The sequence below is a fragment of the Micromonospora sp. CNZ286 genome (assembly GCF_014207755.1).
The window spans coordinates 1,767,348-1,788,974 of sequence record NZ_JACHIZ010000001.1; the positions used below are offsets into that span (position 1 = coordinate 1,767,348).

Genomic DNA, 21,627 nt, shown 5'->3' on the forward strand with positions numbered 1-21,627 from the left:
GTGACTCAGTTCCACTTTCCTCCGCGGTCCACCCGTGGGTCGATCCTGGGCTTCTCCTGGGGGCAGATCGGCACGGCGGTGGCTGGGGTGATCTGCCTGGTCATCGCCGCGAACATGCTGGCGGTCGGCCGGCAGGGCGCCGCCGGTGGTCTGCTGCTGGCGGCGGTGCTGCTGCTCACGATCGGGCTGTTGCGGATTCGGGGTCGCCGAGTCACCGAGTGGACGCCGATCGTCGCGGGGGCTTTGGCGCAGCGGGTAGCCCGGCAGGACCGCTACCGCGGCGCGGTGTGGGCGGCGAATCCAGGCACGAAGCATCTGCACCTGCCCGGCCCGGCGGCCGGCTACCAGTGGCTACCGGCGGTGGCTGCGGACGGGCTGACCGAGGTGGGGTTGCTGCACCACCGGCGGGAGGGCAGCGTGACCGCGACGCTGACGTGCGCGGGCAGCAACCTCGTCCTGGCGGACACGTCGGTGCAGCATCAGCGGCTCACCGCGTGGGCGGACGTGGCGAACCTGCTCGGCACCGAGTACGCCGACAGCGGCCTTGCGCGGTGGTCGCTGACGGCGCGAGCGGTGCCGGACGTCAGCAACCGGGCACAGCGGTACCTCGCGAAGCAGGCGGTCGACACCGGCGCGGCGGCGTACCGGTCGCTGGCCGAGCTCACTGCGGCGGCAGGGCCTGGCACGCAGCGCCACGACGTGTTCCTGACCGTGGTGTTCGACGTGCGGAAGCTGTCCGGAGAGGTCGCCGACGCGGGCGGCACGGACGCGGCTATCGCCACGGTGGTGCTGGACAAGCTGACCGGTGTTCGGGCGGCGGTGCGGGAGGCCGGCATCGAGACTGGGGGCTGGTTGACGCCCCGGCAGTACGCGGCGGTGCTGCGTGGCCAGTTCGACCCGGAGGACAGCGACCTCGAGGTGGCGCCGCACGCGGCGGGGCCGGTAGCGGCGGAGACGGTGGGCTGGTCGTCGTACCGGCACGACTCCGGTTTCTCGCAGACGCTGTGGGTGTACGAGATGCCCCGCCAGCCGGTCCCGATGACGTGGATGACGCCGCTTTTCACCCGCACCGTCGGCCGGCGCACGGTGACGGTGGTCGCCGAGCCGGTGCCGGCGCAGCTGGCGCAACTGGCGACCCGGCGGGACAAGGTCGCCCGCGCCGGTGACGAGGTGACCAAGCGGCGGATGCGGCTGGTCCGCACCGCCCGGGAGGACGAGGAAGCCCGCGCGGTCGAGCAGATCGACCGGGAGCAAGCCGCCGGGCACGTCCGCTACCGGTACGCCGTGCTGGTCACCGTGACGGCCGACAGCCCGGAGCAGCTGCGCTACGACGTGCGCGCCGTCAGGCGGGTTCTGGGACGGTGCGGCTGCCAGGCGGTGGTGCTCTACGGCGAGCAGGACCAAGCATTCGTGGCCGGGGCGCTGCCCCTAGCGCGCGGCCTCAAGCCGATGCGGGGGTGGTTCGCATGACCCGCATACGCAGGAACACGACACCCCGGGTACGCCGGGAAGGATCGTGGTCACAGCGCCTTGCTGATTCCGCCGCCCGGCGCGACCTCGCGGCGGCGCAGGCGGACCTCGCACGGGAGCAGCGGGCACTGCGGCGGCTGACCGAGCAGCTTCTCGGCCCGCCCTCGGTAGACGGCCGGGGGGCCTTTGGACGGGCCGCGGGACGGGTGTTCTGGCGGCTGCGGCTTCCGCCGCTGGTCACCACCAGCGCGCAACTGTGCAGCGTCTACCCGTTCGTCGCCGACCCGGGTCTGGGTGTGGACGGGCCACTGATCGGACAGGAGGTGTACTCCCGCGCCGGGTTCGTGTTCTCTGTGCACGAGCTGTACCGGGCGGGCGTGCTCAGCGCCCCCAACATGGTGGTCACCGGCGAGATCGGGTCGGCGAAGTCGTCGCTGCTCAAGACCATCGCGTTCCGCGGAATCCCGTTCGGGGTGCGGTTCTACATCGTCGACGTCAAGGGCGAGTACGACAACCTCGCCGACGCAGCCGGCATCCAGCCGGTGCGGGTCGGCCCCGGCTCCGGGGTGGTGATGAACCCTCTGACGGGCATCCGCCGACTGCCCGATCAGGGTGAGGCGGAGTGGTTGCAGATCCAGCGGGCACGCAGACTGCTGCTGCTGGAAGGGCTGCTGGAGATCCAGCTCGGCGGGCCGCTGAGCGAGGCGGAACGATCCCTGGTCGAATACGCCCTCGACGCGGTCACCCGCGCCGACGACGGCACCAGCCCGGACCGGATGGCCACCCCAACCCTGTCCCGGGTCCTGACTGCCATGGGCGACCCGTCCCGGTGGGCGCACCGGCTGGCCGGGGTGCACTACGACGTCGACCAGTTCACTGCCGACAGCCGCCGTGTCCGCCTGGCACTGGAACGGCTGATCACAGGCGCGCTCGGCGGGATCTTCGACGCCCCGGCCGCGTCGACCCTGACGATCGACTTCGACCAGCCGGGCGCGATCCTGGACCTACGGGCAGTCCGCGCATCAGACCAGATGACGGCCATGGCGATGACCTGCGCGCAGTCGTGGCTAGAGGCCGAGCTGACTCGCCCGAACGCCCCAGCCCGCGTCTGCCTGTACGACGAGTTCGCGCTGGTCAGCCGCCACCTCGGGCTGATGAGGCGCATGCGCGAGCAACTAAAGCTCGCCCGAGCGCTCGGCACGGCGAACATCCTTGCCTTCCACCGTTTCACGGACTTGTCGGCCAGCGGCAGCGCCGACTCCGAGCAGGTCCGCATCGCCCGAGGGCTGATCGAGGACACCGGCGTGCGGGTGTCCTACCGACAAGCCCCGGGCTCACTGGAGGCGGCACGCGAGTTCCTGGGCACCACGGACGTGGAGACCAACCTCCTGCTGCACCTGCGCCGCGGTGTCGGGCTGTGGAAGGTCGGGCTGCGCTCCTACGTCGTCAAGCACCAGCTTTCCTCGATTGAACGGCGCATGGTCGACACCGACAGCCGGATGCGGCAAGCCCCCGATGCCGAGCCGGAGAGGGTGCCGTCGCCGGGGGAGCAGGATGCCGTGGTGGGGCAGGTGCGGTGATGGCCGGCTCACTCATGTCTCCGGGACACCGGCTGCCCCGCCGGGGGGCGGCCCGCGCCGACATCCTGGCCCGACTGGCGCTTGCGGGCATCGCGGCGCTGCTGGTGCTGTCGGGCACCGTCACGCTGTGGCTCGCCGGGCAGGCCGGCGGGCTGCTCACCCACGCGGCCTGGCCGGACAGCTCACCCGCCGACGCCCCAGGCATCGCCCTACGGTTCATCACCAACCCGGGCGACCCGGTCCAGGCGTGGCCGCCCGCTGCCCGAGACACGCTGCCGCCAGCGCCCCTGCTGTACGGGCTGTGGGTCGTCCTGCTCAGCGCCACTGTCGTCGGCATCGGCGCGGTGACGATGCGGGCGGCGCGGCGGTGGGTACGCCGGCGTGGCTTCGCCGGCCGTAAGGACCTCGACCGCGTGGTGACGGCCGAGGCGGTGCTGCGCCGCGTCGACGTGCTGCGGCCGGGCCTGACCATCCGCGACGCCGACCGGCCCGAGACCGTGGCGGTGAAGCAGCGGCGCCGTGCGGACCCGCTGGAGGTGGCCCGGCTGCTCGGCCACCATGCGCTGACGGGTGAGCCGCTGTACCTGGCCAACGAGTACACCGAACTGCTCGCCGGGGCGGCCCGGTTCGCCAACAAGACGAGCCGCTACATCATCCCGAGGGTCGCCGACGCCCGCGGCGCGGTCATCTCCACCTCCACTCGGCTAGATGTCGCGTCGGTCACCTACGACCTGCGCGCCGAGGTCGGCCCGACGTGGATCTTCGAGCCGCAGGGCCAGGTGCCGGGAGTGCCGCGACTGCGCTGGTCACCGATCGACGGGGCGGAGGACCCGGACATCGCGGCGCTGCGCGCCAAGGGCTTCGCCGCCGGCGCCGGCCTCAAGGGCAACGTCGACAACGGCCAATACTTTCAGGACCAGGCGGCGTCGATAATCCGCGGGCTGCTGCACGCCGCCGCCCTAGACGAGCGGGCCACGATGACCGACGTGGCGAGCTGGGCTGCCAACCCCGCCGACCCGCGCGCCGAGCGGATCCTGCGCCACCACGGGCAGACGGTGTGGGCCGACCGGCTCGCTTTCCACCGAGAGACCACGGGCCGAAGCCGCGATGCCATCCAGTCGGTGGTGTTCGGCGCGCTCGACGCGTTCAGCAACCCCCGCATCCTGCACGCATGCTCACCGCCGCGCGGGCAGCAGTTCCACCCCGAGCAGTGGCTCGACGAGTCCGGCACCCTCTACCTGGTCGGCACCCGCAGCGGGCAGGCGCTGATCGCGCCGCTGTTCGCCGCCATCGCCGAGGACATCATCTACCGCACCCTGCAACGGTCGTTCCTCGCGCCGGGCGGGCGGGTCGAGCCCTGCCTGTACCTGATCGGTGACGAGATCACCAACATCGCGCCGCTACCGTCGCTGCCCGCGCTGGCATCCGAGGGCGGCGGCGCCGGCATCGCCCTGTCGATCGCCTGCCAGAACACCCACCAACTGGAAGAACGGTGGGGCCGCGACGGCGGCCAAGCGCTACGCGACGGCGCGAACGCCCGCTTCGTGATGGGCGGCACCCAGGACGTCAACGCGCTCAAGGACGCCCAGTCGCTGCTCGGGCAGGTGCAGGAGTTGTCCTCGGCGGCGTCCTGGGGTGGCGGTCGGGCCAGCGTCCAGGAGAACACCCGCCGGGAGTACCTGGTCGACCTGGCGGAGCTGCGCACACTGCCGACTGGGCATGCCCTGGTGCTGCTGGGCAACATGCCACCGGTCGAGGTGGTGCAACCGGCCTGGTGGGAGCGCACGGACGCCGACCGGTTCCAGCGGGCGCAGGCCGCTTTCAGCGCCCGACTGCGGGAGGCACGCTGATGCCGGATCGCACCTTCCTGTTCGACATCCCAGAGCAGGCGTCACCGCAGGAGCGCGCGACCGCCGAGCTGGCCGGGCTGATCGACACGCTGCGCGGCGCGGTGGAACAGCTCGCCGAGGCGCACGTCGCGCTGTCGGACCGCGTCGACGCTCTCGACAGCCCGACCGGGTTCGTGCCGGCACGGCACTGCTGGCGGGACCTTCACCGCGACGACGCCCGCGAGCTGTGGGCGTGGCTGATCGCCTGGACCCGGTGGCTGTCCGACCGGTACGGGCTGGCGCAGGACCTCGGCGCATGCTGGCCGGCGCATCCGGCCCTGGTGGAGGAGCTGACCGCCCTAGCCGTGTCATGGCACCACGCCTACTCGGCCAAGGCGGACCCTGACGCGCCACTGCGGTGGCACGAGGCGCTGCACCGCGCACGCACCCGCTGGCAGCAGTGGGACACCACCCGATGCCGACACGGCCAGCACACCCCCCGCAGCCCGGACGCCGTCTGGTCGCAGCCGTGGCCCGATACCGCCGACCAGGCGGTCAGCGAGGACATCCGCGCACGGCCGACGCCCGCGGCGGCGACCCAGGAGGTAGGGGGCAGCAAATGACACATCCAGCCGAGATCACCAGCGTCTGGGACTGGCAGCGATTCGAGGCCGCCCTTACCGGGCTGCGCGTCGGGGTCGACACCCTCGACGACTTCATCGCCGGCATCCACGACGCACGCGACACCTGGCAAGACGACGAAGAGAGGCAGCAGTGGACAGACATCGACGAGCAGACACGACGGGACACGGAGCTGGACTGGGCCAGCGACGGGCACCTCGACGGCGACTACACCCGCGACGTCGACGAATGACGACAAGCACCTCATTCGACGCTCCGCTCGCCGCGATCACCAACAGCCTCACCCAACTGCGCGACGACGTCGGCTCCCTCGTTGACGCGGCCAGCCGGCATCCCACCGCGCAGCGGCGCGCCGCGCTGGTGGACGTCCACCACCAGTTGCGCTTGCTCGGGCAGCGCGTCAACGCCGCGCTCGGCTCCCCGCCAGCCCAGGACCCGCCGCCCCACGAGCCCCCGGAGCAGGCATGACCCGCACTCGCAGCCGAGGCACACTCCTGGTGGCTGCGATGCTGCTGGCAGCCGGCTGCACCAGCCGTACGACCGGAGCTCCCGCCCCGCAGGCAAGCAGCCCTCCGGCGGTGACACCGCCGGCCGACATGCTTCCGGACCCTGACGGTGTCCTGCCCACCCGCTCCACCGCCGCGGACCCCGCAGCCGCGGCCACGGCGACACGGTTCGTCGCCCGGTGGGCACGCCCGGACCTGCCCGCCGCCCAGTGGCGCGCCGACGTGCGCCCGTACGCCGTGCCCGGCTACGCGGACCTGCTCGACACCGTCGACCCGGCCAACGTGCCCGCCACCCGGGTCACCACACCCGGCCGCGTCGTCACCGCCACCCCTGATCGGGCGGAGGTCGACGTCGGCACGGACGCGGGCGTGCTGCGCGTGGTGTGCGTAAGCGACGGCCAACGCTGGCTGGTGGCGACCCTCGGGATGCCGGAGGTCGCCCGGCGATGAACGGAAAGCGGGTCGGCGTCGGCGTCGCTGTGGTGGCTGCGCTGCTGGTGGTGTGTGGCCTGCCGTTAGCGTCGGTGATCACCGAAGCGCCGGCCGAGGCCTGCGCTCCCGCTGCTGCCCAGGCCACGAGCAGCGCGGGCACGCGCGGCGGGGTCGGCCGGTGGAACAGCGAGCAGGTCACCAACGCGGCCACGATCGTCACCGTCGGCCAGCAGCGGGGGATACCGGCCCGAGGCTGGGTCATCGCGGTGGCCACGGCGATGGTCGAGTCCAGCCTGCGGAACCTGCGCGGCGGCGACCGCGACTCCGTTGGCCTGTTCCAGCAACGGCCCAGCCAGGGATGGGGCACCCCGACGCAGATCCTCGACCCGGTCTATGCCGCCGGGAAGTTCTACGACAAGCTGCTGCGCATCCCCAACTGGCAGCAACTGCCACTGACCGTCGCCGCGCAACGGGTCCAGGTTTCGGCGTTCCCCGACAAGTACGGCGAGTACGAGCAGGACGCCGAGCAGGTCGTCGCGGCCGTGACCGGCGTCGCCACGATCAGCGACCTGCCCGGGGCCAGCCTCGCCGTGTGCGGCGGCGCCCCGAACGTGGCTGCGTCGGGATGGACCCTGCCCGTGCAGGCCGCCGTGGGCAGCGGCTACGGGCCGCGGGCCGGACGGCTGCACGCTGGCGTGGACCTGATCGCCGTCCGCAACACCGTCATCCGCGCGGCCAGCTCTGGCGAGGTGGTGTGGTCCGGCTGTGACCCCGGCACCGGCAGCTGCGACATCGACGGCAGTCCGAGCACCCGCGGATGCGGCTGGTACGTGGACCTGGTGCACGCCGGTGGTTACGGCACGCGGTATTGCCACATGGTTCGCCGCCCCGACGTACGCGTTGGCGACACCGTGCAAGCGGGCCAGCCGATCGGACTGGTTGGCACCAGCGGCCATTCCTCCGGTCCGCACCTGCACTTCGAAACTCACCAGGCGGTTTGCGGCGGATCGCGCTGCGACCTGAGCACCGCCAACTCCACCGATCCGGTGCCGTTCATGCGCGAGCGCGGCGCCCCGCTTGACGAGAGCAGGTGAGGCCCGACCTCGCACCACGACGCCACATCCGACAGCGCACACATCACGGGGGTGAAACATGCGCACCGACCAGAACCAGCATCCATGCCTGCCCACACCTGAACCGCCGCCACCGGCCGACCGTGCCGGCAGCAAGGGCCAACATCGCGACCGGCACACCCTGCGCCGACCGCGACACCTGCGGAGGCCACGATGAGCGCCTCCACCCGGCGGCAGATCGCAGGGGTCTACCGCCCACCCGTCAACTCTCGACCGGCCCCGCCGCCGCGCCCGGACGCAGTGGCGCAGCTGTGCCGCACCGCGAACACCGTCCGCGCGCATCTCGAACGCACGGTGTTGCGGGAGGCGGGCATGACCTGGACCAGCTACGACGTGCTGGTGCTCATCTGCGCCCGGAGAGTGGTCGAGCCTCGCGCCATCGCCGTGGAGGTGGGCATCGCCAAGGCCACCCTCACCAACACGCTCAGCGCGCTCGTCGATCGGGACTTGGTGCGCCGCCAGCTACACGAGCGTGACCGCCGGCGCGTCGTCGTCAGACCCACGCAGGCCGGCCTGGACCTTGCACGGGAGCTGCAACGCCTCGTGCACGCCCGGCAGGCGGAGCTGTTCGCCGGCCCAGGGATGCCGCCAAGAGACAACATCGCCCACGTGCTGCGGGTGGTTGCCGCCCGCTCCCGCCCGGACGACGCCACCCCGAGGGGGGAGGGCGCCCGGTGACCGGCAACATCCGATCGCCGCTCCCCTCTCGGCGGCGTCCGTGCCCGTGGGACAGCGGCGAAGGTGGGACCCAATGACACGGCGGACGACCATGCTGGCCGAGAAGGCCGTTCCCCATAGCGAAGTGCCCAACGCCCCCGGACCCGGATGGCGGCTGGGCGTCCTCTACGGGCCCGCTGTCTACGGCGTCAGCGCCGCCGCCGTCGCGCTCCCGGACGCAGCCCAGCATCTTCGCGCCAGCGGCCCAGCGCTCGCATGGATCCTCACCGCGTACGCCGTGGGCATCGGCGTCGGTGCGGTCACCGCCGGACGCATCACCGATCTCTGGGGCAGCCGTCCGGTCCTCCTGATCGCCGTCACACTGCTCACCACCGGAGCGCTGGCATGCGCGGTCGCCCCCAACCTGGCCGCCGTCGTAACCGGTCGAATCCTGCTGGCAGTGGGCTCCGGCGCGGTCAAAGCCTCCGCGCTCACGATGGCCGCCCACCTGCCGGCACCGCAACGCCCGGCGGCATTGGCCCGATTCGGCGCCTGCCTAGCCGCGTTTGGTGCCACCGCGCCGCTGGCCGGAGCAGTGACGGTGGCCTGGTCGTGGCGGATGGCACTCGCCCTGCCCGTGCTGTCCATCGCCGCAATCCCGCTCTGCTGGCCCCTGACCACCCCACGCCGGCACCGGGAGCCGCTGGACTGGCCCGGAGCGGCACTGCTCGCGGTCGTCGCCGCCGGACTCCTCCTGACCGCCCAAACCGCGGCCCAACACACCAGCGCGATCACCATCACGGCGACGGCTGCCGCCACCACAGCCACCGCCCTCATCCTCGCCATCCGCAGCCGACGCCACTCCGGCGGATTCGTCCTCGACACCGTCCTGTTGGCCGCATGGTTCCGGCGCGCGGCGCTCGCCGGTGCGGGCGTGTACGCCGGCCTGTTTGCCATCCTCTACGCGGCACCGCACCTGCTGACGAAGCTTGGCTACGGCACCACGCACATCGGGCTGCTCCTGCTGCCCGGCGCCGCCGTTGGTGCCGCGCTGGCCCGAGGCGCCGCATCCGCCGCCCGCCGCCTGCCTGCCCGGTACGTCCTGTCGGCAGCCAGCCTGCTGGTCGCGGCCACACTGTGCTACGCCGCCATCGACCCCGGTCCGATCGGCGTCACGGCAGCCGCCACGGCCGCATTCGCCGCCTCGGCGATCGCGCAGATGCTGCTCACGGCAGAAGCCACCAAACACGCCCCTCCACCTTGCCGCGGTGGAGCGATCGGACTACTCACCCTGGCCACCTTCGTAGGCGGTGGCGGCGGTACCGCACTCTGCGCCGCACTGTGGCAGCCATGGGGACCAGCCGCCACCCTCGCCATCACCGCACTGCTCCCCGCCGTAGGCGCCGCCGCAGCCTGGCGACTGCGCCCCCCAAGCAACGGGCGCCCCTACTAACATCGATTGAGAGGATGTCCATGGCCCAGGCACCCACCATTTGCCCGACCTGGGCCCTCAACTCTGCGCCCTCTTCGACAAGCTCGCCACCGCAGACCGAATGGGCCCGACCGGCGGCACGTCCATCAGTGGCTTTCGCGCATTCGCACCACTGCTCGCCTTCGCGGTCTACAACAACGGCGACGCAACTGCGACCCCGCCCACCTGAGCTACCCCTGCGACCCCGCATGTGAAGCCATCAGATTCTTCTCGGGCACCAAAGCTGCTGGGTTAGGTGCTGAATGGGGCAAGGCCTGAGTTTCCGGCGACCACGAGAGCGTCAACAAGGGCTTGCCACTGCGGGAGCGTCCCGTGCTCTTCGACTTCTGCGCGGATCGCTGTCAGCCACTCGTTGGACGACCATGACTGGTTGACCGTGACTTGGTCGTGTTGGATGCAGAGGTCTTCAACCCAGGCGAGTCCGCGGGTGGCTTGCTCTTCGATCGGCAGCTTGCGTACGAGCCGGATCAGCGCATCGACACAGCGCGCCTCCCCCTTGCCCACAGGCAGCCACTGATCCACTAGGTCGGTGAGTTGAGCCGGGTCGATCCAGTCGATGGGTGGGCCGGACAGCTCGTTGTACATGCCCTGCGTCCATGGTAATGGATCGGGCAGCAGGGCGGCCGCGGCCCAGGATCCCCAGGTACGCTCGTGGTAGACGTTGGGCTCGTCGTCTGCGTATGTGAGGGCGTGGGTGAGCAGCTCTGGCCATGTGCTTCTCGCCGCCTCGGCGAGGATGTCGCTTTCGGCGCCGGCCGCGGCGAGTCCGTGAAGGATGTTCACCAGCAGTCCCGCGTCGCTTCGCAGGACGTCGAGGTGTTCGAGTATCGGGCTCGGGTTTCCGTCGACCGCGTAGGACTGCAGCAGGGCGCGCGCTGCGACGAGCGTGTGCGTTCCTCGATGGTCCGCAGTCCAGCCTCTGCTCTCGTGCCGCACCATGGCGCTCCGCTGGACGGCAAGCAGGTCGAAGAGGAGTTGCTTCGCGTCGATCGTCACGCAGTGGCCGGTAGTTGCTGCGACACCCAGCGCGCGGATTGCCGGATCGAGGACGGCGATATCAACAGATTTGCCGTCGAGTTCCTTCAGACGTGCGGTCAGGTCGCCCTCGATCCTGACCCTTGCCCTGCGCTGAGTATGAACGTTCCATGGCCCGAACTCGGCTCCGCGAGCTGTCTCGATGACCCATGCGAGCGCTGTCTTGTGGACGCAGTCCGTGCCGGCACACTCTGACGCCCAGAGAACGTCGCATCCGCGGGCTAGAAAGAGGCGTGTTTCGAGCGGCGCCTTGCTGGCCAGGGCGAGCCCCGCCGCGGCGACGTCGGCGACGGTTACGCCTGCCTCGGAGAGTGCGGGGGCGAGTGCCGGTGTGAGTAGGGCGGGTAGGGCTCGCGCGGCGGCTCGGTCGGCACCGAGTTGGAAGTATTGGCCTTCGTCGCGTAGGTCTTCGGAGTCGCGGAACGCTGCAGCGATTGCCACCACGAGCTCGACAGCGAACGCCCCTTCGTTGCCTAGGGCTTCGGGTTCGCCGTTGACGACCCGCTCGATGGCTGTTCGTGCGACTTGTGCGGCGGCGTCGTGCGGACGCATGTGCATGGCGTGCTGTTCGGCGTTGAGGAGTGCGTGCGCGGCGGCCAGGTCGTCGGCGATCTCCGCCGCGGTGGGCGGCTCGTGGTCGTCATGGAAACTCGCTGACCCCCAGTAGCGGTTCTGGAGGCGCAGTACTGTTTGAACCTGCCCTTGTTGGGCGACAGACTCGGCCTGCGCTGCAATTGCTTCGGGCGGCGGCACGACTTGCAGGTAGAGGCGGCCGCCGTCTTTGGTGAGCTGGTATCGGGATTCGTCGAGGTTGGCAGCCCAGTTCAAGACTCGGCCTGATTCGAGACCCTGTCGGACACCGTTGGCGACGAGTTCTTCACCGATACCGCGAAGCTCGGCGCGTCGTTCCTCATCGGCGTGAGTCATGAGCCAAACGGATACTTCTCGTGGCGTCCATTGGCGACGTTCTGGGTGCGTGAGGCCTTCCGAGGAGGCCCGGAATCCGTAATGTTCGCTGGTCGCACGGCTGAACTCGAGGATCCAGACGGCAGGCTCGGCTAGGAAATGGTCGAGCTGGCTGCCGGCCTTTTCGATGTTTCGGGCGAACAGCCCATACAACATCCCTGGGATTGCGAGGTTTTCGCAGCCGTTGAGGAGGTACTCGGCGATGAGCTTTGGGGTGGCGCCCGCATTCAGTAGTGATTCGGCGACGCGTTCCATGGCTTGGAGCGCGCTCATACAGGGGTTCGGGCCGACAGATGTTCCTCGATACCAAGCCCATACGTGGCCGTCACCGACGTATTCGCGGGATTCACCGGTAAGATCAAGCGCGATGCCCGAGGAGCCATCGTCCACCTCGGCCTTGCTGCCGCGCTCGCCTGCGGGTTGTTCGAGCGCGTTGAACGACCGGTTCAGTCGTGAGGTGGTTTTGACTCGGATTCGTGCGGCGTGGTTGAGGATGTTGTTGAGCACTCGGATTGATGTGGTGAGTTGTGCGGCGTTGAACAATTGCCAAAACCCGCCGAAGTAGTACGCGGCAAACGGTGGCCCGAAGCCCATCCAGCGTCCTTGGTGATCACGGATGCCTTCGTCGTGGTAGTCCCAGTCCCAGTCGCCATCGGCGTCCTCGTCGATGTAGTAGGCCTCCATCAGAGCCCCGAGGAGTGCGGGATCGTGCTGAGCGATGCTACGGGCACTGAACGGTGCGTCTACGGCTGGTGCGAGGAAGGCAGGCGCGTCTTCAGCGAGCGTACGCAGGCACGCTTCGATGTCGGCGTTGATGTCGGGTCCGAGCAGCGCCAAGGTTTCGACGAACTCGTCGTCCGTGACCTGGTAATCCAGGACCCTGCGCTGGCGTCGCCGCCTCGCCGGCCGGGCGGGTAGGGCATCCTCGGTTGCCTGCTTCCGCGGGAACTGTGCCCAGAACGCCAGCAGGCGCCCTCGAAGCGCTTCACGCAGTTCGTGGCCCGCTGGCTCATACGCCACGACGAGTGCCTGGAGCCAATTCGTGAGGACTTCGAATGCCTGCTTGGAGATGTTCCAGGGCTCTGCCTGGTCGATCAGGTAGCGTGCGACGGGTGCCCCGAGCGCCGGGTGGACGAAGCCGTCAAAGGAGAACCGCTGTCGTACGATGCGGAGGACTTCGGACAGTTGTAGGTCGTCCGTGCCGGTGTCGACCGTGGTTTTAATGCACTCGTATGCGGCCGGTGTATCGAGGACTGCCTCGATGGGAACGTCCGCCCATCTGGAGCCGTGTGCGCCGGCGATCCTGTGGAAACCCGAGACCAGCCGCCGGAAGGTCCGTTCGGGCTGGCGAGCTGGGTCAACCAGGAGGCCTTTGCATGCGAGGGTGACAGCAGAGAGGGTCCACCTTGGTACGCCGGCGGCCTGGAGTGTGTCGGCGACCTGTCCGGAGCGGACGAGGTGGATGGCAGTTGCGTAGCGGCGCACTTCGTCGTGTGCGAACTGTGGGTGCTGACGGTAGATGTTGGGCGGTGCCAGAAGGTGATCGGCCCGCAAAGCATCGACCGCAGCGGGGTCGAGAGCCCCCGATGCAAGCAGGGCATCCGGCCCAGCCAGTGATGCTGCCGCCAACGCGAGGAGCGTTTCTTCACGTGCCTGTGGTGAGCCCTGGATGCGACGCCCGTCGCCGCGGACGACCTTGCTCCAGATAGCTTCGAGACACTCCCACTCGCTCATCGGGCCGTCGAGTGCGAGACCCGTACGAGAGAGCAGATCAAGTACGACGAGGCGCCTGAGTAGGGACGTGGCGGACAGGTTCCGTAGGAGCCCACGCAGCAGTGGGAATCGTTGCGTGACTCGGGCCAGTTCGTCGTCGTCGAGGGGTTTGACCTCGAACGTTTGGATGGATTGTTGACGGCCGACGCTTAGCTGTTCGCGGACAAACTCGGCTGCGGGGTCTGCGGTTATCGCCACGACTCCCAACCCGGCCTTCCAAGCAGCGTCGAGGAGGTCTCGAAGAAATCCAGCTGACCGTTCCACGGCTGCGTCTGCGGCGTCGACGACCAGGACTCGACTTGGCGCGGATACTTCTGCCACTACCTGGCCGACAGATGCCCCCAGCATGTGCCGGAGCTCGACGGGAGTGCTCGGCAGGTCTCGGAAGTTGACGACGACTGCTTCGAATACCCCGGATTCGGCGGTCTCGAGTTCCCTGATGGCAGAGAGAGTAAGGGCGCTCTTCCCGGTTCCCGAAAAGCCGGTGACGAGCAGTGCACCTCGTTCAGAAGCGACTCGACGGAGTTCGGCCGCGAGGCCTGCACGTCGTTCGGTAAACGGCAGTTCGAGTAGGCCACCGCCGTCAGCGTCAGCGCCGAGGGTGCTTCGTACGGTGCCGAACGCAACGGCTCGGTACTGGTTCAGGACGTCCCACGCCTGTCTGGTGCGCGTGGACGGGACGTCGAGGAGCAGGTGGGTGTCTCTCCGTAACACGTTGAGGTCGACTACGGCCCCCATCGCGTCGTAGCGGCCGGCGTTTACTGCGAGCCGATCACGAAGTCCGACGCCGTCTGCGGTGGGGGCTGCGATGCGGTCCAAGGAGGTGGCGACGGCGGTCCAGTCTGTCTCGTCTGGGCTCTGCAGTCTGAACCCGAGGATGCGAAGCCGTCTAAGGAGTGCCCAGGTCAGCTCCAACACCTCGACTTCAGGGCGTGCCTGATCAAGAGCGGCTGCAACCATCTGGCGCAAGTACTTGTAGCGGCCCCGGACGCTCTGCGACCAGCGGCCTTCGGTTTCTAGGGCAGTGTGGAAGCTCTTGGCGTTGCGGTTTGTTCGGGCGATGTCGCACACCTTGGCGACCTGTTCCCATTCGGTCTTCCATCCTGCGACCGCTACGGCAACGTGTCCGTCAGGGTGTGTGGCCACTTCGTCGAGCAGCGACTTCACCAACTTGACCGTCGGTGGATCGCTGGGGACGAAGTGTGGTGTCGCTCGGCATGCGATGGCGAGCTCGACCTCCCGGTCGCCGGCTACAACGAGGAGGTCGTCGACTGGGTGCGCGGGCCCGGTTTGGAACGCGAGCGACCGGACGGGGAGATCGTTCGTTTCGGTGTGACGGCTGCCGGTGAGCATGCTCCCGAGGTAGGTGACGGCAACGCGGTGGGCAAAGGTAACTCCGCCTCCGCCCGTTGAGTAGGTGTTTGCGCCGGTCGGTGTCGTCGCCGCTGCGTCGGTGGCGGCGGGAGTCTCGTTCGGGCTGTTCATCACATCTCCGGCATGCGCTTCTCACGGCTCCGCTTCGCACAACACTCTAGGGCGGCCGCCCGACACAACCGAAGTCTCTGGTCGCCTCGTCCGAGGCAAGTCACCTCCTGACTGAGGCCGCCGACCGGACATACAAATCGCGGGGGCCGGTCTTGGTCCTAGCCTCGGCCGCCGCGCGCCAGCAAACCGACATCGTCCTGGTTGATGATGACGGCGGACATTAGGTGTGCGCCGGGCCGGTGGCGTGGTTACCACCATGGCTCGTCGACGAAGGCGGTCGTGTATCAATCAATCTCCGTCTCGTTGGTGTTATGGCGGGTGGTGATCCGCTCGTACGCGTCGTGTGCGTGCTGCGGCAGGTGCTCGCGGACCGGTGTGGTGTGGGGCGTCGGGCGGGTGTCGGCTACCGCCTGGACGCGGGCGGTGGTGGCGGCGACGACGTTGGCGAGTGCCGCGTTGCGGCTGGCGGCGCGGCGGGCCTGTTCGGCGGCGGCGGCGAGGCCGGCGTAGCGCGCCGGTAGGGCGCTGTCGTACCAGCGTTTCCATGCCGCGTGCTGGGCGTCAAGGGCGGTGGCGCGTTGGCTGTGCTCGGCGATCTGGTGGTCAAGGCTGGCCAGCTTCTGCTGAAGGCTGCTGACCTGGTCAGCCGCTGCGGCGGTGTGGGTGTGCAGGTCGCGTTGTGCGGTGAGGCGTCGGGTACGTGAGGGGCCGCGATGCCACCAGCGGGGTTGCAACCGTTGCGCGCGCAGCACGGTGTGGCGGTGGGTGGCGTCGGCCGCGGCGAGCAACTGGGTGAGGTCGTGACGGTGGTGTTCGGTGTCGGTGAGGGCGCGGTAGGTGGCGCGCAGCTCGTCGGCGACGTAGGCAGGTGCGGTGCCGTCGATGTCGCGTTGCGCGGTGATGAGGCGGGTGAGTTCGGCGTCGGGTGCGGTGGTGAGCTTGCCGGCGAGGGCGGCGGCGCCGAGGACGAGTCGGGCCCGGTGCCAGGCGTTCCAGCGGGTGATGTCGCTGGTGCGGGGCTCGGGTCCGATGGGGTGGTCACCGATCAGCTGATAGGTGTCCCGGTAGGCGGCGACGACTTCGGCGCGGGTGAGCCATTGTTGGCGGCCGAAGTCGTCGGTGGGGATGTCGCCGAGGGCGAGGCTCCAGGCGGGTCGGGTCTGTGCGGCGAGGTGCGCGAGTGCTTCGGCGCGGCGGCCGCAGATGGCGGCGACCTGGCGAAGCGCGCCACCGATGTCGCCGGTGAGGTCGGCCGGGAGGCGGTCGGTGTGGGTGCGCCAGTGTTCTGGGCGTTCGGCGACGGCGGGGTCGGCGGTGGCTCGTTGCATGAGGCGGTCGATGCGCCAGATGAGGACGGCGGCGATGTCGTCTGCGGTGTCGAGTTCGCGTACTCGGATGACGCGGCGGAGGATGTCGCGGGGTTCGTGGCCGGCGGCGGCGTAGGTGGTGAGTCGGTTGATGAGCGCTGGTAGGGCGAGGTCGTGGGCGAGCCGGTCGGCGAGGGCGGGGCCGCTGAGTTGGCGGACGATGGCGAGGTGTTCGGGGATGCGGGCGCGGGCGGTGAGGTCGTCGTAGATGGGCGTCCAGGTGTGCAGGGCGTCGGCGTCGGCCCAGAGCTGCTGTTCGGTTTCGGTGGCGGAGCGCTCGGGTGCGCTGCGGCGCATGATGTCGGCGAGAACGGCGACGCGGGCGGTGGGCGGGGCGGGTGGGGTGCCTTCGCGGGGGTCGTCGTCAGTGACGACGTACGCCTCGTTGAGCGCTCGGCCGCGGGTGAGCATGACGTAGACGCGGGCGAGGGAGGTGTTGTCGTCGATGAGCGCGCGGGCGGTGTGGACGGTCTGTCCTTGGACCGAGTCGACGGTTTGGGCGTACGCGAGGTGGGTGTGCTGGGCGGTGTAGGCGGCGGGCAGGACGGCGTTTGTGCCGGTGGTGATGTTGGTGACGTGGAGTTGCCCGTCGCGGGTGACGGCCTTGATGCGCCACTGGTCGCGGTTGGTGACGTAGTCGGGGCCGGCGGCGATGCACCGGTCGTTGCGTCGGGTGACGATGATGTCGCCCACGCTGGCCAGGTTGCCGTCCCGCAGGCGGACGCCTCGGCCGGGCTGCACGTGGCCCGCGGCGATGAGCAGATTGCGGGCGTGGTGGGCGATGTCGCTGGCCTCTTCGGTGGTGTCGACGAGCATCATGCTGCGGCGGCCGGCGGTGATGTCGGCGAGCCACCGGGTGAGCATCTGGTCGACGAGGTGGCGGCGGTGCCCGCCGACGAGGCGCCCGCGCCGGTCGTACTCGTCTAGGACGGTGGGGTCGCCGTGGCGGAGCCGCAGTGAGGCGGGGCCTTCCCAGGCGTGGGTGAAGCGATGCACGTGCGACAGGGAAGTGGTGACGCCGAGGGTGGCGAGGTAGCGGAGCAGCCCACCGGGTCCGACGGCGGATGTCTGATTGGGATCGCCGACGAGGATGAGCTTGCCGCGTACCTGGTCGAGCTGGGCGGTGATGCGGGCCAGATCGTGGCTGGAGACCTGGGATGCCTCGTCGACGATGACCCATTGCCCGGGTGCGAACGCCCAGTGGCGGGCTCGGGTGCCGGGCGGGGGACGATGTTGCGCGTGCAGCCACCGCGCGACGTTCTCGGTGCGCAGGGTGGTCCCGTCGGGTTGGCGGGTGGCGTCGGCGAGCAGGTTGGCGGCGGCCTGACCGACGGTGAGACCCAGCACCGGTATGCCTGCGGCGTGGGCTGCGGCGACGACGGCCCGTTGAAGGTGCGTCTTGCCGGTGCCGGCGGGACCGATGACGCCGGTGATGTGCCGGTCGTCGCCGATGAGGAACCGCAGTACCTCGGCTTTCTCTCCGGACAGGTCCATCCGCTCGATGGCGGCGTTGACGGCCTCGGCAGGTGCGGGCTGCGCGCCGCGTTGGCGGGCGTAGGCGATGACTTGGTGCTCGGCGGCGAGGACGGCGTGGGTGGTCAGGTGCAGGTCCCGGTGGCGGGTGTATTCGCTGTGCAGGTCGCTGGCTCGTTGCAGGCTTGGTCCCCACTGCACGAGCGCGGGGGGAGTCAGGACGCGGAGGCCTCCAGCCCCTTCGGTGACGGCGCGCGCGGCGAGGCGTTGCACGCGTTGCCAGTCCGCGGCGGGCGAGTGCCCGGGTGTGATGTCGAGGACCTGGCCGATGGCGAGTTCGAGGTGGTCGTGGCCGAAGACGGCGCGCTGATGGCTGAGCGTGTGCACGGCGCGGGCGACCGCCAACCGGTCGTCGGCGCGGACGGCGGCGTCGATGACGTGCGTGCGGCGTGCACGGGGGACGCGAAGCTGGGCGGTGGCGTCCCGTAGCGTGGCCTCGTCTAGGGCGGCGGGGTCGGCTGCGAGACCGCGGGCCCGGCGCAGCACCCGCAGCGCGATGGCGGCGGTGTCATCGTGCGCGTGCCCGGTGAGAAGACGTTGGATCTGCCCTTGTGTGTCGAGGCCCATCTTGCGGTCTTCGGCGAGCCAGCGGCGCACGGCTTCGTGGGTCGACTCGGCGCCTTTGTGAGGGCGGCGGGTGCGCAGGGTGGCGTCCTGGGCGCGAGTGCGCCATTGTCGCGGTGCCATCCGCTGAAGCGGGGACGCGCCGCGGTGGATCTCTTCGGTGATGGCGGCGCGACGTTTGGCGTAGTGGCGCAGGGAGTCGTCGCTGATGCCGACGATCTCACGGATGCCGGTGTCGGGGCGTGGGGCGAAGGTGATGCCGCGGCGCTGGCGTAGCTCGGCTTCGATCGCGCGTTCGTAGGCGACGCGGGCGCCGATCGCGGCGCGGTAGAGGGCCCGGCCGTCGAGGGCGAGCCACTGGGGTTTCGCGTCGTGGCTGTGGGCTTGAACTTTGGCGGAGACCACGATGTGCGCGTGGAGTTGGGGGTCACGTTCACGGCTGAGGCGGTGGTCGAAGACCATGGCCGCCAGGCCGGCGGTGTCGAGTTGGCGGACGCCCCCGGCGCCGGCGCGGGCATAGGCGCCGTGCCGTTGTAGGTGGTCGAGCACGACCCGCACCCCGGCGTGGTGGGCGGCCATGACGTCGCGTTTGACGTCGTCGTCGCCGAAGGCCCACAGCAGCGACACGGACTTGACCGGAGACACGGTGACGTCGAACGCGGACACAGCCCGTCGCTCTGGGGCGGTCATCGCGTCGTACCACGCCTTGTCGCGCTGTTCGACCGTGGCGTCGTCAGGCAGGAGTGACAGCGCTCGCTGTGCGGCTACGGTCCGATACGCGTCTGTCTGCGGCGCGTAGGTGCGCCACCGCTGTCCGAGCTGATAGCCGGCGCGGGGATGGCGTCCCTGGCCGACAAGGAAGCGCATCTGGCTCTCGGTGACCCAGCCGCTCATTCCGAGGACCGTGGCGCCGTCGCCAGCCCACCAGCCGGGGCTCTCACCCCGCGCCGTCGGGTCCATGTAGTACGGGGCCGGGCCCCCGGTGGTCGGGGCGCGCATGTCGTGCCTACCGGCCGCGACTTGCTCCATCAGATAGCGATATCCGCTGCCGGGCGAGATTCGCGTGATGGACAACATGGGAAAACCGTAGAAGATCAACTAGAAGGTGGGTGGTGGAGAATGCAAGAGGGTGTGTCGCCTCTAAGGGAGTGAGAATCGTGAGGGTGGGCGTTCGTGCAGGTAGGAAGCTGTGTGGCTGGTCCGAGTGAAGGTTCGAGGTGATTCCTGAAATTGCGGCCAGGATCGAACGAATAGGCAAGACGGCAGGCTCGGGATATGTTGGTGGGATCCGAAAGTCGCTACGGTCGGGATATGGCGAGTCGAACGGGGAATGATGCGGTCCGTGCGCTTCGGGCGCGGCAGGAGGTCGAGCGGCGTGCCGTGCGGGCTGTCGAGCAATCGGCGTCGGCGCTTGCGGATGCTGCAGAGCGGCGGCGCGAGTTGCTGGCAAAGGTAGACGGGGAGGTTCGGGACGCAACGGCAGCACATGAACTGTCGGTGGTGGTCCTTGCGGCGATTCTCCGTGACGACGGGTTGGCCGCTGAGTTGGCCGGTGTGGACGTGAGCAGGGTTCGGGCGCTGCGGCGGACGGTGGACGGTAAGGCGGTGCGCGAGCGCATCGCGCAGTTGGGGTCGGTGATGCCGCGTCGTGGCCGGCCGCCTGCGCCGGAGGTCGTGTCGCACGGGGGCGTGTTGGGTGATGTCGGGTCAGCCCCCGGCCTGGTGGATGGCGGCTGACCCGTGGATGCGCTGTGGGACGTGGGGTGAGAGTCGGGAGCGGCAGCCGGCGGCGGCGTGCTCGATGCGCGCCGACGACGTCTCGCGTGCGCCCGCCGAGCCGCTGCGCGCGGCCGGGCGGGCGCGGGGTCAGGGGTGCTGGCCGAGCAGGCGTCCGGGGTCGCCGGTGGTGGTCCATCCGGCGCAGTCGCTGAACAGCCGGTGCGCGCTGTGGGCGAGCGTGATCGGGTACAGGTTGGGGCGCTGCACGTAATGCTTGCCGTGCTGCCAGAGGTCGAGCAGCATCGCGGCCAGTCGCAGGGTGGCGCGCATTCGTCCGGGGTTGCAGTCCTCGCAGTGGTGCCGGCGGGCGTACTTGATGAGTGCGACGGTTGCGGCGCGCAGTTGTACAGCGGTGGCCAGGTCGTGGACCGGCTCGGAGGGCCACGCGGGGCGGTGGTCGCACAAGTCGAGGTGGCTGATGACGTGCGCCATGCGGCGGCGGGCGTCTTCAAGCATGGCCAGGATTTGACCGGCGCGGCGGACGGCGGGCGTTGCCGCCGGGATCAATGTCGTGGGTGCCGTGAGGACAGACATAGGGGCTCCTCGTGTTGGCGTTCGTGTGGGGCGGTGTTCGCCGTTCCGCCCGGATGGCGCGCGTGGTGCGAGGGGGAGGGCGGCCCGGGTGGGGTGACCCGGGCCGCGCCGGGGCGTTAGCGGTAGCGGCGGCGTGAGGCGGCTGCCTTGGTAGCGGTGGTTGCGGTGGTGTGGTGCCACACCTGGACGGCTGCGCCGTGGCGCTTGGCGTCGTACATAGCAGCATCAGCCCGAGTGAGCAGGCCGGAGGCCGTACGGGTGCCGTGGTCGGCCATCGCAAGGCCAACGCTTGCGCGGCAGTTGACGGGCTCACCGAAGATCGCGAGCGTGCTGCGGTCGAGGGCATCGGCTGCGGCGGTGGCGTTCTCGCGGCTGGTGCGTTCGCCGCCATCGGTGACGATCAAGAACTCGTCGCCGCTCATTCGGCCGATGTAGGCAGTGGGTAGGTCGAGTGCGGTGAGGGTGTCCGCGACGTGGATGAGCAGGCTGTCGCCTGCGGCGTGCCCATGTTGGTCGTTGATTGCTTTGAAGTCGTTGAGGTCGAGCAGGGCGACGCTGACGGGCCGGGCGCGGTCGGCCAGCAGCGCGTTCAGGTGGCGTAGGAGCGCGCGGCGGTTGGGCAGGCCGGTCAGCGGGTCGTGGTCGGCCTCGTGGCGGGCGGTGGCGAGGGCGGTGCGAAGTCGTCGGTTTTGTACCAGGAGTGCGACGAGGTTGGCGGTGGTGATTGCGAGCAGGATCGTTTGCCACGCCGTGTGCATTCGGGTGCTCCCTGGGGTTGGGGTTTGTGTGGTGCGCGGTGGGGGTTCGCCGTCCCCTCCGAGCAATCATTACTATACCTAATCCGATGGTG

Annotated in this window: 15 protein-coding genes; 11 read left to right on the plus strand and 4 right to left on the minus strand. The window is 69.8% G+C overall.

Going from position 1 to position 21,627, the window contains the following annotated elements; translation table 11 throughout:
- The 10 genes from FHX31_RS08320 (at position 1) to FHX31_RS08365 (ending at position 9,702) form a co-directional block, all read left to right on the plus strand.
- A complete protein-coding gene (locus FHX31_RS08320; RefSeq protein ID WP_047894041.1) occupies positions 1-1,470 on the plus strand; it encodes an SCO6880 family protein in 1,470 nt (489 codons plus the stop codon).
- Complete coding sequence (locus tag FHX31_RS08325; protein ID WP_225319871.1) at positions 1,467-3,050, plus strand: hypothetical protein; 1,584 nt, start codon at positions 1,467-1,469, stop codon at positions 3,048-3,050. Before FHX31_RS08320 ends, FHX31_RS08325 begins: the two co-directional genes overlap by 4 nt.
- On the plus strand, positions 3,050-4,900 hold the full coding sequence (locus FHX31_RS08330) for a type IV secretory system conjugative DNA transfer family protein (protein WP_225319872.1): 1,851 nt from the start codon (positions 3,050-3,052) through the stop codon (positions 4,898-4,900). Before FHX31_RS08325 ends, FHX31_RS08330 begins: the two co-directional genes overlap by 1 nt.
- The gene (locus tag FHX31_RS08335; protein WP_053065516.1) at positions 4,900-5,502 is read left to right on the plus strand and encodes a hypothetical protein; all 603 of its coding nucleotides are present in this window, start codon (positions 4,900-4,902) and stop codon (positions 5,500-5,502) included. The genes FHX31_RS08330 and FHX31_RS08335 overlap by 1 nt, the downstream gene beginning before the upstream one ends.
- Positions 5,499-5,753: a hypothetical protein gene (locus tag FHX31_RS08340; RefSeq protein ID WP_030500395.1), complete on the plus strand. Its 255-nt coding sequence runs from the start codon at positions 5,499-5,501 to the stop codon at positions 5,751-5,753. The genes FHX31_RS08335 and FHX31_RS08340 overlap by 4 nt, the downstream gene beginning before the upstream one ends.
- The gene (locus FHX31_RS08345) at positions 5,750-5,989 is read left to right on the plus strand and encodes a hypothetical protein (RefSeq protein WP_047894043.1); all 240 of its coding nucleotides are present in this window, start codon (positions 5,750-5,752) and stop codon (positions 5,987-5,989) included. The genes FHX31_RS08340 and FHX31_RS08345 overlap by 4 nt, the downstream gene beginning before the upstream one ends.
- Positions 5,990-6,117: 128 nt before the next feature.
- Positions 6,118-6,477: a hypothetical protein gene (locus tag FHX31_RS08350; RefSeq protein WP_143025368.1), complete on the plus strand. Its 360-nt coding sequence runs from the start codon at positions 6,118-6,120 to the stop codon at positions 6,475-6,477.
- Positions 6,474-7,553, plus strand: coding sequence for a M23 family metallopeptidase (locus FHX31_RS08355; RefSeq protein ID WP_071098542.1), 1,080 nt, complete (start codon positions 6,474-6,476; stop codon positions 7,551-7,553). The genes FHX31_RS08350 and FHX31_RS08355 overlap by 4 nt, the downstream gene beginning before the upstream one ends.
- A 192-nt stretch (positions 7,554-7,745) precedes the next feature.
- Complete coding sequence (locus tag FHX31_RS08360; RefSeq protein WP_047894046.1) at positions 7,746-8,270, plus strand: MarR family winged helix-turn-helix transcriptional regulator; 525 nt, start codon at positions 7,746-7,748, stop codon at positions 8,268-8,270.
- Positions 8,271-8,343: 73 nt separating this feature from the next.
- Positions 8,344-9,702 (plus strand): MFS transporter, encoded by a 1,359-nt coding sequence (locus FHX31_RS08365; protein WP_377629074.1) that lies wholly within the window; start codon positions 8,344-8,346, stop codon positions 9,700-9,702.
- Between the two features lie 270 nt (positions 9,703-9,972).
- Here FHX31_RS08365 and FHX31_RS08370 read toward each other — a convergent pair whose 3' ends face one another.
- Both FHX31_RS08370 and mobF read right to left on the minus strand, forming a co-directional pair.
- Entirely contained in the window at positions 9,973-15,000 is a 5,028-nt protein-coding gene (locus tag FHX31_RS08370; protein WP_225319826.1) for an ATP-binding protein, read from the minus strand.
- A gap of 284 nt (positions 15,001-15,284) precedes the next feature.
- Complete coding sequence (gene mobF, locus FHX31_RS08375) at positions 15,285-19,541, minus strand: MobF family relaxase (protein ID WP_083395330.1); 4,257 nt, start codon at positions 19,539-19,541, stop codon at positions 15,285-15,287.
- A gap of 234 nt (positions 19,542-19,775) precedes the next feature.
- On the opposite strand from mobF, the gene FHX31_RS08380 reads away from it, so the two are divergent.
- Positions 19,776-20,201, plus strand: a complete 426-nt coding sequence (locus tag FHX31_RS08380; RefSeq protein WP_143025370.1) for a hypothetical protein — start codon at positions 19,776-19,778, stop codon at positions 20,199-20,201.
- Positions 20,202-20,330: 129 nt separating this feature from the next.
- On the opposite strand, the gene FHX31_RS08385 is transcribed toward FHX31_RS08380, so the two are convergent.
- Together FHX31_RS08385 and FHX31_RS08390 are read right to left on the minus strand one after the other, a co-directional pair.
- Positions 20,331-20,699 carry a hypothetical protein gene (locus FHX31_RS08385; protein WP_151012585.1) on the minus strand — a complete coding sequence of 123 codons (369 nt, stop codon included), beginning with the start codon at positions 20,697-20,699 and terminating at the stop codon, positions 20,331-20,333.
- A 194-nt stretch (positions 20,700-20,893) separates the two neighbouring features.
- Complete coding sequence (locus FHX31_RS08390) at positions 20,894-21,535, minus strand: GGDEF domain-containing protein (protein ID WP_184975691.1); 642 nt, start codon at positions 21,533-21,535, stop codon at positions 20,894-20,896.
- Positions 21,536-21,627 lie beyond the last annotated feature (92 nt).